This is a genomic window from Euzebyella marina, assembly GCF_003687485.1.
Lineage (GTDB): Bacteria > Bacteroidota > Bacteroidia > Flavobacteriales > Flavobacteriaceae > Euzebyella > Euzebyella marina.
Map to the genome: position 1 here is coordinate 1,666,514 of NZ_CP032050.1, position 15,263 is coordinate 1,681,776.

Genomic DNA, 15,263 nt, shown 5'->3' on the forward strand with positions numbered 1-15,263 from the left:
GATATGCTCAAAGCAATTATAGTAGATGATGAGAAGCATTGTCAAGATGCGCTGATTCAACTTTTAGAAAATTACAGTGCTACTATCGAGTTGGTAAAAACGGTGGAATCAGTGGAGGCTGCCCAAAAGGCCATCAATGATTATGAGCCTGATGTGGTCTTTCTTGATGTGCATTTGCGAAACGAAACCGGTTTTGACCTGCTGAGGCAATTGCCCTTCATCGACTTTTATATTGTCTTTACCACGGCATTTGAAGAGTATGCCGTCAATGCATTCAAATATTCGGCATTCGATTATCTTTTAAAGCCGATCGATTCAATTGAGTTCAATGAGACGATGGGCCGGTTGTTGGAGAAAAAGAACCAAGAGAACAATTCAAAAAGGCTTGAGGTCTTGTTTCATAATTTCGAAAGCAATTTGGGCGGAATGAAAAAAATTGCCATCCCTACCTTAAAAGATTATACGTTTTTAAAAATTCCGGAAATTATCCGCTGTGAGTCCGATGGTAATTACACGCAGATTTTTTCCGTGAACGGTAAAAGGCTTACCGCCACGAGAACTTTAAAGTATTTCGAAGGTTTTTTAGACAGCATGCAGTTCTTCCGAATTCACAAATCACATTTCGTGAACCTATCGCATGTTGAAAAATATATCAAGGGTAAGGGCGGTTATGTCGTGATGTCTGACGGTACCACTCTAGAGGTGGCTGTTAGAAGAAAAGAGGAGTTTCTACAGCGTTTTAGCAATTAGAAACTCCCCTTAAAAAAAATCCTTATTCTATTAAATGTCGCAAATAGTCACCCCTTCTTTAAGGGCGGCTATTTTATCGTCCCAAGTGGGAATGAATTCTTGTGCCACGTAACCTTTGAATCCGGTGTCTAAAATGGCCTTCATAATGGCAGGGTAGAACAATTCTTGGGTGTCGTTGATCTCATGGCGACCAGGGTTACCACCTGTATGGTAGTGCCCAAAATACTGATGATAGTCTTGAATGTTTCTTATGATATCGCCTTCCATAATCTGCATGTGATAGATATCGTACAACAGCTTGAAATTGTCGGAACCTATCTGTTTGCACAGTTCAACGCCCCATGCACTTGTATCGCACATGTAATCGGCATGGTCTACTTTAGAGTTCAGTAATTCCATTTGCAGCACCACATTGTGCTTTTCGGCCAATGACATGATTTTTTTAAGACCGTCGGCGCAGTTTTTCAATCCTTCATCATCCGGCATTCCGTTACGGTTACCGCTAAAACAGATGAGGTTGGTATAGCCCGCTTCGGCAACTAGGGGAATGACCCTTTCGTAATCGGCGATTAGTTCGGTATGAAGTTTAGGGTTGTTCCATCCTTCTAAAATACCTTTACCGGCACCCCAACACATAGAGGCGTGAATATTGTATTTTCTCATGATGGGCCAATCTTCAGGTCCGGTCAGGTCCATGGCAGTAATTCCGAGTTCGTTCAGACTTTTTAGAAAGTCCTCCATAGGAATTTTATCATAGCACCATCTGCATACACTATGGTTGATATTTCCTTTCAATTTAGTAGTTTCCTCTTCGTCTTTTACCGACATTGCATTGGTATTCTTGCAGGCCATGATGCCCACAGAGGCGGCAGCGGAAGCACTGATAAATTGTCTACGTTTCATAATTTTTGGTCTTAAAGGGTACTAAAGATATATTTTTTAGCTTTAAAAAATGGAAATATCACCGGATAAACAGAAACTGGTAGAACTGGCGCATTATAGAATGCCTTTTGGCAAGTTCAAGGGGCGGTATTTGGTCGACCTTCCTGAACCTTACTTGGTCTGGTTCAGGAAACAAGGCTTTCCCGATGGTAAATTGGGTGTGCTTCTCAAATCGATGATGGAGATTAAAGAGAACGGCCTCGAACCTTTGATACGCAAGATTCAAAAAGAATTTCCTCCCCTTAAACTGTGATTTCTTAGGGCAATTTGTATCTTTGTGCCCCGTAACAAAGAAGACCAATATGTCGCAGACAAAGTATATTTTCGTTACGGGAGGTGTTACTTCTTCTCTAGGAAAGGGTATTATAGCCGCATCACTCGCTAAGTTGCTTCAAGCACGCGGATACAAAACCACCATTCAAAAATTAGATCCTTACATCAACGTTGATCCGGGTACGCTCAACCCTTATGAGCACGGTGAATGTTATGTAACCGATGATGGGGCCGAAACCGACCTTGATTTGGGTCACTACGAGCGCTTTTTGAACGTAAAGACGTCACAGGCCAATAATGTTACGACGGGCCGAATCTATCAAAGCGTAATCGATAAAGAGCGAAGGGGCGAGTTTTTGGGAAAGACCGTACAGGTCGTACCCCACATTACCAATGAGATCAAAGAGCGTATTCAGCTTTTGGGCAACAGCGGTGAATACGATATTGTTATCACCGAGATTGGCGGTACTATCGGTGATATTGAGTCTTTACCTTATATAGAGGCAGTTCGACAGTTACTTTGGGAACTTGGCGAGAACAATGCCATTGTTATCCATTTGACGTTGGTGCCTTATTTGGCTGCTGCGGGCGAACTGAAGACCAAGCCGACACAACACTCCGTCAAAGCTTTGATGGAAAGCGGTATCAAGGCCGATATTTTGGTCTGTAGAACCGAGCATCAAATTTCGGACGAGATCAAAGATAAATTGGCGCTTTTCTGTAATGTGAAAAGAGAGGCCGTTATTCAATCCATCGATGCTTCTACTATTTATGACGTTCCTGTTTTAATGCAAGAAGAAGGTTTGGATAAGGTGGTGCTACAAAAATTGGCATTGCCGAATATTACCGAACCCAACCTGAACCAGTGGAGCCAATTCTTGGAAAGGCATAAAAACCCGAAGCACGAGGTCTCCATCGGTTTGATCGGTAAGTATGTTGAACTGCAAGATTCTTATAAATCGATACTCGAATCGTTCATTCATGCAGGGGCCGCCAACGAGGTCAAAGTGAACATCAGGTCCATTCATTCGGAACACCTTCCCGATAACAACCTTGAAAAGAAAATGAAAGGTTTGGACGGTATTTTGGTCGCTCCCGGTTTTGGTGAGCGCGGTATCGAAGGAAAAATAAATGCGGTGCGCTATGCCCGTGAAAACGGAATACCATTTTTAGGTATCTGTTTAGGTATGCAAATGGCCGTAATCGAATATGCCCGAAATGTGGTCGGTCTGACCGATGCTAATTCTACCGAGATGAACGGTAATTCTGAAAATCCGGTCATTAACCTGATGGAAGAGCAGAAAAATATCACCGATAAGGGCGGTACCATGCGCTTGGGTGCTTGGGGTTGCGAGTTAGAAGACGGTAGTTTGGTCAAAGATGTGTATGAGGGGGTAGATGAAATTTCCGAACGCCATCGCCATCGCTACGAGTTCAACAACGAGTACAAAGAAACCCTTGATAAGGCCGGTCTAAAAGCTTCGGGAATCAACAAAGAGACCAACTTGGTAGAAATTGTTGAATTACCGGGCCACCCATGGTTTATCGGTGTTCAGTACCATCCTGAATACAAAAGTACGGTAGCCAATCCGCACCCGTTGTTCGTGGGCTTCGTAAAAGCTGCCTTGGCCTATAAAAAGAAACAAACTAATGCCAGTATGGCATAAACTTGCCGTTTGGGCGTATATTTGCGGTTCGTCAATTACTAACCAAGACATTTTTATAAGCCTTACGACCAGAGGCTTTTGTAATTAGATTTCAATGGAAGAAAAAAAACTAGACATCAAGTCCATTATTGGGTTTGTACTGATTTTTGGGATTCTCATCTTTATGTTTTACCAAAACAGACCGACTCCTGAAGAACTTGAGGCCCAAAAGGCGGAACAAGAACAATTAGCCAAAGAGGCCAACGAAAATGAGGGTTTGCAAGACAACTCGACCAACACCCCACCGCTGAACCTTCAAGATTCGACCGCCGTCGCCAATTATAAAAGCAATGTAGGCGCTTTCGGGTTTACCCAACCCAGTGAAAAGACCACCAAATTGGAAAACAAATTGGTGTCTTTAGAGATCAGCAATAAAGGCGGGCAAATCGTTGAGGCGCGTATGAAGCAGTTTCATACTTACGACTCTATTCCTGTTTATCTGATCAAAGATGGCAATGCCTCTTTCGGGCTGAACTTTACCACTTCCGATAACAGGGTTCTTAACACCAAAGATTTATACTTTGAACCTTCGGTAAGTACAAGTGGCGGAAACCAAGTGCTTTCGATGAAGGCAAAGGCCGGCCCCAGCTCGTTTTTAGAGTACCGTTATGAGATGAAAGAAGATGACTATATGGTCGATTTTACCATTAGGTCACAAGGTCTGAACGGCATCATCAACGGTAGCAGCCCTGTTAACTTGCAATGGGATTTGAAGAGTATTCGCCTTGATCAAAGTGTGGAATATGAAAACAGGTACACCGAAATTACCTATAACTATGAAGACGATAAAATCGATTACCTATCGGTAGGTGGTGATGATGAAGAGACCGAGGCCGATGTTAAATGGGTTTCGTACAAGCAACATTTCTTTAGCTCGATCTTGGCTACAAGACAAGGCAATTTTAAAACGGCCGATTTCACTTCTAAGAACCTGGTGGAAGAAGAAAGCAAAGAGACCAAATTTACCAAAGCGTTCAGTACCGAAATTCCGTTGGATTTGGTAGGAGGGGAGCTTGCCCATAACCTACATTGGTACTATGGGCCGACCGACATTAAGGTGTTGGAACAGTACGAAGAGTTGGGTCTTGATGATTCCATTTCTTTCGGATGGGGTATTTTCGGCTGGTTGAACCGTTACGTGTTCACCCCTTTCTACACCTTCTTAAGTTCGTTCTTGCCTTTCGGTATCGCTATTATTGTAATGACCATTTTGGTTCGTGTGGCCATGTCACCGGCCACGTACAAATCGTACTTGTCGCAGGCCAAAATGAAGGTCTTAAGACCGGAGATCAACGAACTGAACGAAAAGTATAAGGACAATGCGATGAAGAAACAGCAAGAAACCATGAAATTATATGGTAAGGCTGGGGTTAGCCCCATGAGCGGTTGTGTACCTGCTTTGTTGCAAATGCCTATTTTCTATGCTTTGTTCATGTTCTTCCCGACTTCGTTCGCTTTAAGGCAGAAGTCGTTCTTGTGGGCAGACGACCTTTCTTCGTACGATACGATTGCAGAGTTGCCGTTCAATATTCCATTCTATGGGGATCACATTAGTTTGTTCCCGATTTTGGCATCGGTAGCTATCTTTTTCTATATGACGATGACCACCGGTCAGAACATGCCTCAACAGCCTGGTATGCCGAACATGAAATTTATCATGTACCTAATGCCGGTAATGATGCTTTTCTTCTTTAACAACTACGCCAGTGGCTTGAGTTTGTACTATTTTGTCTCTAACTTGATTACTATCGGTATCATGTTGGTGATCAAGAACTTTATTTTAGATAACGATAAGATCCACGCGCAGATACAGGAGAATAAAAAGAAACCTAAGAAAGAGAATAGGTTCCAGAAGAAAATGCGTCAAATGATGGAAGAAGCCGAACGCCAACAAAAATCTGGCAAGCGCTAAAAATCATCCTTTACATAAATAGATAAAATGCAAAAACCCTGACCGGATAGGTCAGGGTTTTTTAGCATTAGTTAGGCTGGTTTGGTAAGATTTGGGACTGTGAAGATGCAACTAAATTAACGATGCAAAAAAAGAGAGTTGTCAAGGGTCTGATTTTGTATGCTAACTACAGATTATTGTGTGTCTTAAGTTTTTAGACTACAATCAATGTCATAGCTCGGTGAAGTATCGCGCATAAAAAAAGCCACCCGTTGGGTGGCCTTTCTATCTATCATAATAGGTATTAATTTTCAGTATCGGGAATCAAAACTGTATCAACTGCGTGGATCACACCATTAATGGCCTGAACATCGGCTTTTACAATCGCAATGCCCATGTTACCGGCACCATCGGTGATGGTAAAGCTTTCATCGGCCTCAGTAAAGGTTACCGAATCGCCTTCTAAGGTCGCAGGGGAAACCAATCCGTCGCTCAAATCACCCGAAACGATATTGGCTTCGGCAATCACGTGGTGGTTCAAGACCGCTGTCAAGGTCTCGCCCGAAGGTACTTCTTCCAAAGCGGCAAAAGCACTGTTAATAGGTGCAAATACGGTGAAAGGCGCATTGTCGGTGGTAGAACTTAATACCGAAACAAAATCAGGCTGCCCTTCGGCAGTTAAGGCACCAACCAAGCTAGAGAAGTTCTCACTATCGGCCACTGCGAAAGTAACCACGGTCGGTAAGTCGATTACGGTATCTACCGCATGAATGATTCCGTTGGTGGTGACCACATCACTAACCACTACCATACTTTGTCCGTTCAATTGAACTCCATCGTCTACGTTTACGTAAATGCTCAAATTATCACCATCTTCATTGGTAGCCGCTGTATTGGCATACATATTTATTAGGTCGGCAGCTGCCAAAGAGGTGCCGGCAATTACGTGGTTCGCTAAAATGGTATTCAATTCGTTTCCGTTAGGGTTTTCAAAATCGGTAAAGGCCTCATTTACAGGAGCAAAAACGGTAAACATCTGTTCACCATCGCTTAAAAGGTCGGTAAACGTAGTATTACCGTCCATGGTGAGGGCACCGACTACTTCTGAAAAATTGGCGTTGTACAAAGCATGGTCAACAAGGTTCGGTAGGCCGATTACCTGGTCAACGATATGCACGACCCCATTGGAGGCATCAACATCTGCCGTGGTCACGGTAGAACCGTTAATCATAACTCCGTCTGCCGTATCAACAAAAAGGCTCAGGTTCATTTCGTTCACACCTGCGGTAGAAAGTGAGCTGACATAGGTGGTAGAAAGGTCGCCGGACATTAAATCGCCTGAAACCACATGGTTCAATAAAACCTGTTCCAACACATCATCGGGTACATCGTCTAACGAAGTAAAGTTATTGTCTGCCAAAAATGCTTCAAAAGCAGCATTTGTTGGGGCGAAAACGGTAAAAGGACCGTCGCCCTGTAAAGTTTCTACCAATTCGGCCTCGGTCAGGGCCTCTACCAAAATACTCAAATCGGCGGTAGCCACCGCTAAATCTACAACTGTTGATTGTTGTTGTTCTTCTTCCTCTTCTTCCTCTTCCTCCATTTCTTCTTCCATGTCAGGATCTGGAATCGTGACCCCGTTGTCATCGTCACTACATGATACAGCGAAGAAGAGCATGAGCACCATGGGAACCAGTAATTTAATGTTGTTAAGTTTCATAATTCATGGATTAATAGTTAATAATTTTCTTAGAAGCAATTTTTGGGCGTGTTGTACACCGTTGAAAGCTGCAGCAATTTAGAACCATGAATTAGTTTTGTTTAACTTATTTGATAAATAGTTTAACACTTTTAAATCAAAAGAAGGGCAAAAAGCAATTTTAACTTTTGGTAAAAGAAAGAAGGTCATGGCTTGACGGTAAGATTTTACCTATATTTAGGCTTTGATCATTTTGATTAAATCTCTCCCCCAACATATCCAATAGATGATAATATCATTTCTATAGTCAGTTCTTGATATACATTTTACTATGACGAGGATTTATGTAGTGTTCGATTTAAATAGAAAAGGTTTTTTGGGGATTTGAATGTACAAATGCTTAGTAGGCAAGTTAAAAGCACTAAAATCCAGTTATATGAAGACAAAGATGATTTGGGCCAATTTGGGAGTAGATGATGTCGAGAGAACCCAGAATTTTTATCGACAATTAGGGTTTGAGTTAAATGGGCGCCCCACTAAGGAATCAGTTAGCTTTCTGTTTGGAGACAACAACTTTGTCATTCACTTTTTCAGAAAGGAGAAATTGCAGGAAAGCTTAGAAGGAGCATTGTGTAATCTAGCTAAAGGAAACGAAGTCATGTTTTCTCTGGCCGCGGAAACCAAAAACGAATATGACAAGTGGGTTGAACTAATCAAAAAGGCAGGTGGAAAAATCTTTTTTGACTCCAATAATGACCGAAAAGAGTTTTATGATGAGAATGGTTTTTTCGTTTGTGTTTTTGCCGACCCAGACGGCCACAAGTTCAATCTGCTGTACAATGACAACAAGTAAGTCTGTACGTAGGTCATATACATACGGTCATTATGATAGAAAGTGAATAATTAAGGGTAGTTCGTAAAGCTAAGTAGCTTTTAAATCCTGTGTTTCAAATTGGCAACCCCCTTCGCCGCAACATTTATAAAATGAAAAATAGCTATGTAGTAGTATTTCTCTTAATCATCATCGGTGCTTGTAAGCCTTCCGAAGCAGTGGTCAAAAAAAGTGAGGTTGATCAAGAGCTCATAAATTTTCTGTTTCGTAACTACACAGGTGAAAAACCAAGTGCCAGTTTTGTAGTCATAAAAGATGGGGAAATGTTGGCTTGTCAAAGTTTCGGATACGCCCATCTGGAAAATAAGACTATTGCCAATTGCGAAACCAATTATAGACTTGCCTCGGTAACCAAGCAGTTCACCGCCATGGGTGTTCTAATTTTAATCGATCAAGGCAAGCTGAACTATGAGACCAAACTTACAGAGGTAATTCCTGAATTTCCTGAGTATGGTCAAGAGATTACCATAAAAAATTTACTCACGCATCGCTCGGGATTACAAGATTACGCCAAACTCTATCCAGAAGATTCAGAAAAGCAACTGGTCGATAAAGAAGTGCTCAATTTACTTATGGCGCAAGACAGTCTTTTGTTCCCTGCGAATACCCAATTTAGATATAGCAATTCTGGGTATGCTGTTTTGGCCATGATCATTGAAAGGGTTTCAGGCAAAACCTTTAAAGAGTTTATGACCGAAGCGATTTTTGAAAAGTTAGGCATGACCAACAGCACCGTATACCTGAGCGATTCGCAAATCAAGAACCGGGCGTATGGCTATAAAGTGAAGGAAAATAATTTTGAGAAGAAAGACCAAAATATTTGGTCTGCCATTCAGGGGGATGGAGGAATTTACTCCTCGGTAAGTGATTACGCCAAATGGGATAAGGCTTTGTATACCGAAACCCTAATCAGAGAAGACTTACTACAAGATGCCTTTTCAAATTGGGACGAAAATGGTACAACTGATGGAAAAGGCTATGGTTTTGGTTGGCAAATAGAAGAAATAAAAGGAATAAAATACTTGGCTCATGGGGGTAGTACCATCGGTTTTCTGAACACTACCATGAGAATACCTTCGGAACGACTTACCGTTGCCATTTTTACCAATAATGGAAATTTAGGTGGACTCCAACGAAAAGCGCTGTTTTTGGCGAGCCATTTCTCTAACGGTAGACTACCTATGCCTGCCGAGATAGTACTTAGAAGAGAAGTGGAAGAGCATGGAATAGAAAATGTGGCCACCAAACTGAAAGAAATAAAGGTCAATAGCAATGACTACGATATTTCTGAAGATGGGCTTGTTGGCTTAGGCTTCAGCTATTTTAATAGTGAGCCTGAGAAGGCAAAAATGATATTTGAAACGATTACCGTTGAATACCCAGATTTCTTTGGTGGGTATTATGGTTTAGGTCAATACTACGCTTACAAGGCTGAAGATAAAAATGAGTTGGCCATAGAGTACTATAAAAAGGTTGTAGACATGAACCCTGTAGGTAGAGAACGATTGATGAATCATGCAAAAAATATGATCAAGAAGTTAAGTGAATAGAACCCCAAACGCCCCTTTTAAGTCGACCCACAGATTCCAGAACGTTAGTTGCTATTTCAAATTACGTGTAAATTAAGTCCAACGGCTACCAATAAGATTTTACCTATATTTAGGCTTAGATCATTTTGATTAAATCTCTCCCCCATCATATCGAATAGGCTAGAACATGATTGTATCTTTCTTGTTTTGATATACAAAACACCAAAATTCTAGATTTTTAGAATAGTAATATACAGATATATAGATATAATGAAGTTAAAGATATCTATGTGTTGTGAGCAATAAAACCCAACCATATGAAAATTAAAATCTTTACATTATTTGTTTTCTGTTTTGCTATTCATAGTTGCAAAAATGAAACGCAGAATGCTGCAAGTGAAACAGAAATAGTAATTGAACTTTATACGGGACCTATTATAGATATGCATATTCATGCTTATAATGAACAAATAGGCGGAATGATGTTCGGAATGGACCACCCTAATCCACTAAAAAATGAGACTTACAAGGGAGTTAAGACACCTGAAGAACAAAAAGCAGAAACCTTCAAGAAATTTGAAAAGCACAATATAGTTCTCGCTTTAACTTCGGATGGACAAATATGGTTTGAGGACGCACCAGACAAAATTCTTATCAGTGGTAGAAATATGCCTTTGGACAGTTTAAGGAAAATGGCTGAAAATGGAAATCTTTCCGCGATTGGAGAACTTAATCCATTCTATGGCGGAATAACAGCAGATGATGATAGTCAAAAACCTTTTTTTGATTTAGCAGAGGAACAAAATCTTCCTGTTGGATTTCACATTATGCCTGGTGGACCACCTGGAGGAATTTATTATATGGGAAAGGACAGAGTTAGGGTAAGAAATGCCAACCCAAAACAACTCGAAGAAGTACTTGTGAGTCATCCCAAACTAAAAGTATACGTAATGCACGGTGGCTGGCCTTATTTGGATGATATGAAAGCTATGTTATATGCCCATCCTCAATTGTATTTAGACATTGCCGCAATAGATTGGATATTACCAAAAGAAGAGCTTCGCAACTTCCTGAAAGGATTAGTAGATTCTGGGTTTGGTAATAGAATAATGTTTGGAACCGACCAAATGGTTTGGCCAGAGACAATTGATATTGCAGTGGATGCGGTAAATTCAGCTGATTTTCTGACTTTAGAGCAAAAAGAAGATATTTTCTTCGATAATGCTGCGGAATTTTTGAATTTATCGGAAGAAAAAATAAAAGAATTAAAATCAAGATAAATATTGCTCACAACAACGGTAACCTTTGCACAGCCCCTTGATCACCCCATTAATACCCCCCACCACAGTTACCCTAAAACGTAGGTTGCTGGTAAAACCTCATCTTTAAGTAAAAGTAGATAAGTAAACGTGCTTAACCGTAAGATTTTAGCTATATTTAGAATTTAATCTTCAAGATTAAAACTCTTTCCCCTCTAGTAAAATCAAGTATTTTATTAACAAAGTGGCATTCTTTGAACGGCCATACACGCAAGTTCCCCTTCATACATACCGAATTTTAAACAAGCAAGTAGGGCGTCCTTCCTGTCTGTTTTTTGATAGTCATACATAATAACCACAAAATCGGATAAGATGATAGAGACCATTCCAACTAAAAAAGCCGATCATTACTTTTTTTCGGTGATGGCCGTGTATTATTTAGGCACAGCTTTCATAGGTTTTGGATACTCTTCAACCAAAATTATTTCCAATGGTGGAGAGATTCCTGTACGGGCCATCATTCATGGAACGCTAGGGGCTGCCTGGTATTTCCTTTTTTTCTTTCAGGTCTTATTGATCATGCTTCATAAGAAAAGGTTACATATGAAGTTGGGCAACATCTCGGTTCCGTTGATTATTTTGATTTTTATAACGGGTATCTACGTGGTGTTGCTGCGCAAACCGCTTTCCTTTGAACCTGCCCCATATGCCTTTATGGGTAGCGAATTGGCACTAATGCTGATGGGAATAATCTATGTAGCTCTCGGTTATAAATACCGCTACAACGCACATTACCATAAACGCTATTACTTAATGAGTATCATTATTTTAAGTGGTGCAGGCATTCTTCGATTTTATAGTTTTCTAGGGTTAGAAATGTTCAATGCGCTAGTAGTTATTTATTTAATTCCCTTTTCGTTACTATTTCTGTATGACCTAATGGCGTATCGAAGAGTTTTTAAAGCGAGCTGGATAGGGCTTCTTATTTATATACTATTTCAGTTTGTTCTAGGAATTCCTTTTCAAATATTAGCAGATTTCCTTCGACCATTGGTCAATTCATAAGTTTAGAAAATCTTTTGGGGAGACAATCTACACCACATTTTAACCACGCTCGCAATTATAGCATAAAGTAAGTATCATGGGTTGCCCTTTTATCACCATTCTTAGATTTTTTGAAATGTAAGTAGCTGTTAACCATTATATTATATACCTTTACTCTCAAAGGTTAAAATTTCTCCCCCGGCATATCAATCCCTCAAGTACGATTGCATCAAGCTCAGCATGATAAACAGATTATTGAAACTTTATATTTCTTAAATATTGTAGTTCAATTATTTAGGTGTTTGGTTTTTTCAGATATCTAAGTATTGACGTGCGTATGAATAACCAATAACATTAAAAATGGAATATCAAACTAGAGCTGAAATTCGGTATGGGGGCATTCTACTGATTCTAGGTGCCTTAACTACTATAATGTGCATATTACTTGAAGTAAATGCGGGTTGGGCTTCACTAATCGTAGAGATAAAAAGAACAGATTATGAAGCAGGAAAATTTCTATTCAAGAATTGGAATGAAATGAGTTCAATTTGGAATTGGGCTTTATTCGGAAATGTTTTTCTGGCAATTGCATCCATACTTCTTATAAAGGATACTAAAAAAATTGGGTGGTTTCCATCAAGTTTCTTTTGGTCCATATATCTTATAGGTAGCGCATTGCTAATAGTCTCATTCGCCATCAGCCTTGGAAGCTATTTTAATGCCCTGAAGGTGATCGATGACCAACCTTATTTGTTCGAAACTATACGCGGAACGCCTCTATATCTATTTAATGTGGGAGCTTTATTTCAGTTGAGCGTATGCATCATCTATTTTCAACAAGGTTTTAGCAAACAGGGTATTGTATCACGTGGGTTGGCCATTATCATGTTAGTTATATTGATAAGCTCTTTAGTTTTAGCAGTTCTCGGAATTACATCAGTTGTGATATTTGCCATCGCATGTTTCTTGGTCCCTTTGTCTTTAGGCATATTTTATACTAAACTTTCATTGGATAGATCGGAAATCGGATCCTAACAATAACGAATTCCCTTGTATAATACGATTTCAAGGCAATGCCCATGGAGACTTGCGAATAGCCAAAACCGCTGTGAACATTAAGAAACAAAAAGTAGAAAAATGAAAAGAACCCTTCTCTTACTCTCGGTAATTTTAATTATTATGATTTCTTGTGATCAAGACAATAAAATTGCTAACCGTTCTAGCGACTTGGAGGTAATCAAAAAATTAATTGATGATTCTGATAAGGGCTGGGAAACAAAAAATTTAGAAGTGGTGCTTCAGGGATATTCGGAAGATATAGATTGGACGAATGCATTCGGAGATAGAAGGCATGGCAAAGAAGAACTTCGTGGTCTTTTGGATACCATCTTTGGTCTTGATTTTGTTATGGCAGGTAAAAACAACTATCAGAAACCTGATATCACATTTCCTAGTAAAGAAATTGCCCTAGCACGTTCAATAAATGTAAGAACCGGACAAAAATGGCCTGATGGAAGTCCAATGGATGATAGAATAATAAATCATTTAAGAGTTTATAAATTAATCGATGGTAATTGGGTTTGTATCAATCATATGATAAGCCAAGCACACAATAAGTTAAGAGACTAAAAAAAACCTTTGAACATAAGTAGTCGTTTCATACACCCTAGTCAGTTCCAAAATTGAAGATTGTTAGCCCCCTATGGGGCTTTTTTAGTAAGATTATTTTAGAAATTACATCAAGCCCAAAACCCAAAACACCCTGTTTTAAGCTCGACTCAGTTACCCTAAAACGTCTGTTGTTGGTAACCTTTCATTTTAATTAACTGTAATAGAATTTAGGTGTCTACCAATAAGATTTTAGCTATATTTAGGTTTTAATCTTTTTGATTAAAACTCTCCCCCAAAACATATCAAATGAGCAAGTGTATGATGGTATGCTGCTTAATTTGATGTACGAAACATCAAAATTTTAGATTTATTAAATAGTAATATACAGATACATAGGTATTGTGAAGTTCAAGATATCTAGATGTTGGCAATAATTACAAATGCTACTTCAATATGACTGGAAAATACGTCCAAGAATGGGATTTGAAAGAAAACATCAGTACGGCAGGAATGTCGATTGTTGGACACATTAAAGAAGTAATAAAAGAGCAAATTCCAGAATACTCCGAGTTTTTTCCATTTAAGATTGGATACACAAGCAATTCTTTTGGAGACAACGATTTTTTTTGTCTTCAAATAAAAGATACTAGTGGTCAAATTCCTGTTTGCGGAGAACTAAAAGAGCAACGTATCATAGAATTGGCAAAAAAAGTTTACTTACAAAATCCTTTTCCTACATTCGGCCAATCTTTCGAAATACTTAAAAATGAAGGATATGCATTTGATTTGTTCACATACGTCGGAGAGAAAAATGAAACAAAACTTTGTTGGCCACATATCACAGAAAATATTATTGACTGGTTAAATAATATAGTTGTCCCTAAGGTTTTGGAGATGAACACTAAGCGGGTCAAAGATGCAATACCTACCCCGCCAACTTATGATACCACAACCATTTTAGACAATATATATGTAATAGAAAGTGAGAGTGGGATGCTTCAAGGAACAGCCTTTCACTTAAAAGGAGTGGGAATTATAACTTGTGATCACTGCATTAGGGATGAAAGTACAGGCAAATTATTAGAAGATTTGAAGTTATTTAGGGGCAAGGACTTTGTAAATAAGTTTGACCCTATAGTTGAAAGATATAACTCTACAATTGACGTAGCAATTCTGAAGGCTGATAAAAGATTTTTAAGTGAAGGGTTAGAAATTGGCTCAACCGATAACTTAAAACAGATGGAGCATATTGCTGTGGCAGGCTTTCCAAATTATAACATAGGTGATAATGGAATATTTTGTCCCGGCCTTATTGTGGGTTTTAGGACATACTCCAGTATAAGGCATGTTTTGGTTAATACACCACTAATTTCTGGCAATAGTGGAGGTCCTGCAATTAATGGAGAAAATAAAGTTATTGGAATAGCTGTTACGGGAGCGGAAAAAATGTCTCAAGCAAATCAGACTGAAAAGCATGGACTAATTCCCGTTGATGTAATTGGACTATTATAAAATAACTATTGCCAACAATACCTATAGCAAATAGGGCATAAAGTTCTAAATTTAATGGCTTTGGCGTGCTTGCCAAGTCCGCCAAATCTTTTGGATTTGGCTTTTAATATGAAAAAGATAAAAACAAAACAAAAAGCTTTGGCTACTAGCGCAGA

Annotated in this window: 13 protein-coding genes; 11 read left to right on the forward strand and 2 right to left on the reverse strand. The window is 39.4% G+C overall.

Annotated features, from left to right (window positions below; genetic code table 11):
* Positions 1-3: 3 nt before the first annotated feature.
* A complete protein-coding gene (locus tag D1013_RS06830) occupies positions 4-750 on the forward strand; it encodes a LytR/AlgR family response regulator transcription factor (RefSeq protein ID WP_121848151.1) in 747 nt (248 codons plus the stop codon).
* A 30-nt stretch (positions 751-780) separates the two neighbouring features.
* On the opposite strand, the gene D1013_RS06835 is transcribed toward D1013_RS06830, so the two are convergent.
* Positions 781-1,653 carry a hydroxypyruvate isomerase family protein gene (locus D1013_RS06835; RefSeq protein WP_121848152.1) on the reverse strand — a complete coding sequence of 291 codons (873 nt, stop codon included), beginning with the start codon at positions 1,651-1,653 and terminating at the stop codon, positions 781-783.
* Positions 1,654-1,702: 49 nt separating this feature from the next.
* Here D1013_RS06835 and D1013_RS06840 point away from each other — a divergent pair, with 49 nt between their 5' ends.
* The 3 genes from D1013_RS06840 (at position 1,703) to yidC (ending at position 5,583) form a co-directional block, all read left to right on the forward strand.
* Complete coding sequence (locus tag D1013_RS06840; protein WP_121848153.1) at positions 1,703-1,945, forward strand: DUF3820 family protein; 243 nt, start codon at positions 1,703-1,705, stop codon at positions 1,943-1,945.
* 49 nt (positions 1,946-1,994) lie between these two features.
* Complete coding sequence (locus D1013_RS06845) at positions 1,995-3,632, forward strand: CTP synthase (RefSeq protein WP_121848154.1); 1,638 nt, start codon at positions 1,995-1,997, stop codon at positions 3,630-3,632.
* Between the two features lie 94 nt (positions 3,633-3,726).
* Positions 3,727-5,583, forward strand: a complete 1,857-nt coding sequence (gene yidC, locus D1013_RS06850) for a membrane protein insertase YidC (RefSeq protein WP_121848155.1) — start codon at positions 3,727-3,729, stop codon at positions 5,581-5,583.
* Between the two features lie 283 nt (positions 5,584-5,866).
* On the opposite strand, the gene D1013_RS06855 is transcribed toward yidC, so the two are convergent.
* Positions 5,867-7,282, reverse strand: a complete 1,416-nt coding sequence (locus D1013_RS06855; RefSeq protein ID WP_121848156.1) for a fasciclin domain-containing protein — start codon at positions 7,280-7,282, stop codon at positions 5,867-5,869.
* A gap of 415 nt (positions 7,283-7,697) precedes the next feature.
* Between D1013_RS06855 and D1013_RS06860 the strand changes: the two genes are divergently transcribed.
* From D1013_RS06860 to D1013_RS06890, 7 genes are all read left to right on the forward strand, one after another.
* On the forward strand, positions 7,698-8,114 hold the full coding sequence (locus tag D1013_RS06860; RefSeq protein WP_121850640.1) for a VOC family protein: 417 nt from the start codon (positions 7,698-7,700) through the stop codon (positions 8,112-8,114).
* Positions 8,115-8,245: 131 nt separating this feature from the next.
* A complete protein-coding gene (locus D1013_RS06865; RefSeq protein ID WP_121848157.1) occupies positions 8,246-9,703 on the forward strand; it encodes a serine hydrolase domain-containing protein in 1,458 nt (485 codons plus the stop codon).
* A gap of 296 nt (positions 9,704-9,999) precedes the next feature.
* Positions 10,000-10,962, forward strand: coding sequence for an amidohydrolase family protein (locus tag D1013_RS06870; protein ID WP_121848158.1), 963 nt, complete (start codon positions 10,000-10,002; stop codon positions 10,960-10,962).
* 351 nt (positions 10,963-11,313) lie between these two features.
* Positions 11,314-12,006 (forward strand): hypothetical protein, encoded by a 693-nt coding sequence (locus D1013_RS06875; RefSeq protein ID WP_121848159.1) that lies wholly within the window; start codon positions 11,314-11,316, stop codon positions 12,004-12,006.
* A 339-nt stretch (positions 12,007-12,345) separates the two neighbouring features.
* Positions 12,346-13,020: a hypothetical protein gene (locus D1013_RS06880; RefSeq protein WP_121848160.1), complete on the forward strand. Its 675-nt coding sequence runs from the start codon at positions 12,346-12,348 to the stop codon at positions 13,018-13,020.
* Between the two features lie 102 nt (positions 13,021-13,122).
* Entirely contained in the window at positions 13,123-13,614 is a 492-nt protein-coding gene (locus D1013_RS06885) for a YybH family protein (RefSeq protein ID WP_121848161.1), read from the forward strand.
* 435 nt (positions 13,615-14,049) lie between these two features.
* A complete protein-coding gene (locus D1013_RS06890; protein WP_121848162.1) occupies positions 14,050-15,108 on the forward strand; it encodes a S1 family peptidase in 1,059 nt (352 codons plus the stop codon).
* Positions 15,109-15,263: the final 155 nt, after the last annotated feature.

Bases quoted from the DNA above. Each gene is read 5' to 3' on its own strand.
- D1013_RS06830 (WP_121848151.1), top strand. From the start codon at position 4: ATGCTCAAAGCAATTATAGTAGATGATGAGAAGCATTGTCAAGATGCG.
- D1013_RS06835 (WP_121848152.1), bottom strand. From the start codon at position 1,653: ATGAAACGTAGACAATTTATCAGTGCTTCCGCTGCCGCCTCTGTGGGC.
- D1013_RS06840 (WP_121848153.1), top strand. From the start codon at position 1,703: ATGGAAATATCACCGGATAAACAGAAACTGGTAGAACTGGCGCATTAT.
- D1013_RS06845 (WP_121848154.1), top strand. From the start codon at position 1,995: ATGTCGCAGACAAAGTATATTTTCGTTACGGGAGGTGTTACTTCTTCT.
- yidC (WP_121848155.1), top strand. From the start codon at position 3,727: ATGGAAGAAAAAAAACTAGACATCAAGTCCATTATTGGGTTTGTACTG.
- D1013_RS06855 (WP_121848156.1), bottom strand. From the start codon at position 7,282: ATGAAACTTAACAACATTAAATTACTGGTTCCCATGGTGCTCATGCTC.
- D1013_RS06860 (WP_121850640.1), top strand. From the start codon at position 7,698: ATGAAGACAAAGATGATTTGGGCCAATTTGGGAGTAGATGATGTCGAG.
- D1013_RS06865 (WP_121848157.1), top strand. From the start codon at position 8,246: ATGAAAAATAGCTATGTAGTAGTATTTCTCTTAATCATCATCGGTGCT.
- D1013_RS06870 (WP_121848158.1), top strand. From the start codon at position 10,000: ATGAAAATTAAAATCTTTACATTATTTGTTTTCTGTTTTGCTATTCAT.
- D1013_RS06875 (WP_121848159.1), top strand. From the start codon at position 11,314: ATGATAGAGACCATTCCAACTAAAAAAGCCGATCATTACTTTTTTTCG.
- D1013_RS06880 (WP_121848160.1), top strand. From the start codon at position 12,346: ATGGAATATCAAACTAGAGCTGAAATTCGGTATGGGGGCATTCTACTG.
- D1013_RS06885 (WP_121848161.1), top strand. From the start codon at position 13,123: ATGAAAAGAACCCTTCTCTTACTCTCGGTAATTTTAATTATTATGATT.
- D1013_RS06890 (WP_121848162.1), top strand. From the start codon at position 14,050: ATGACTGGAAAATACGTCCAAGAATGGGATTTGAAAGAAAACATCAGT.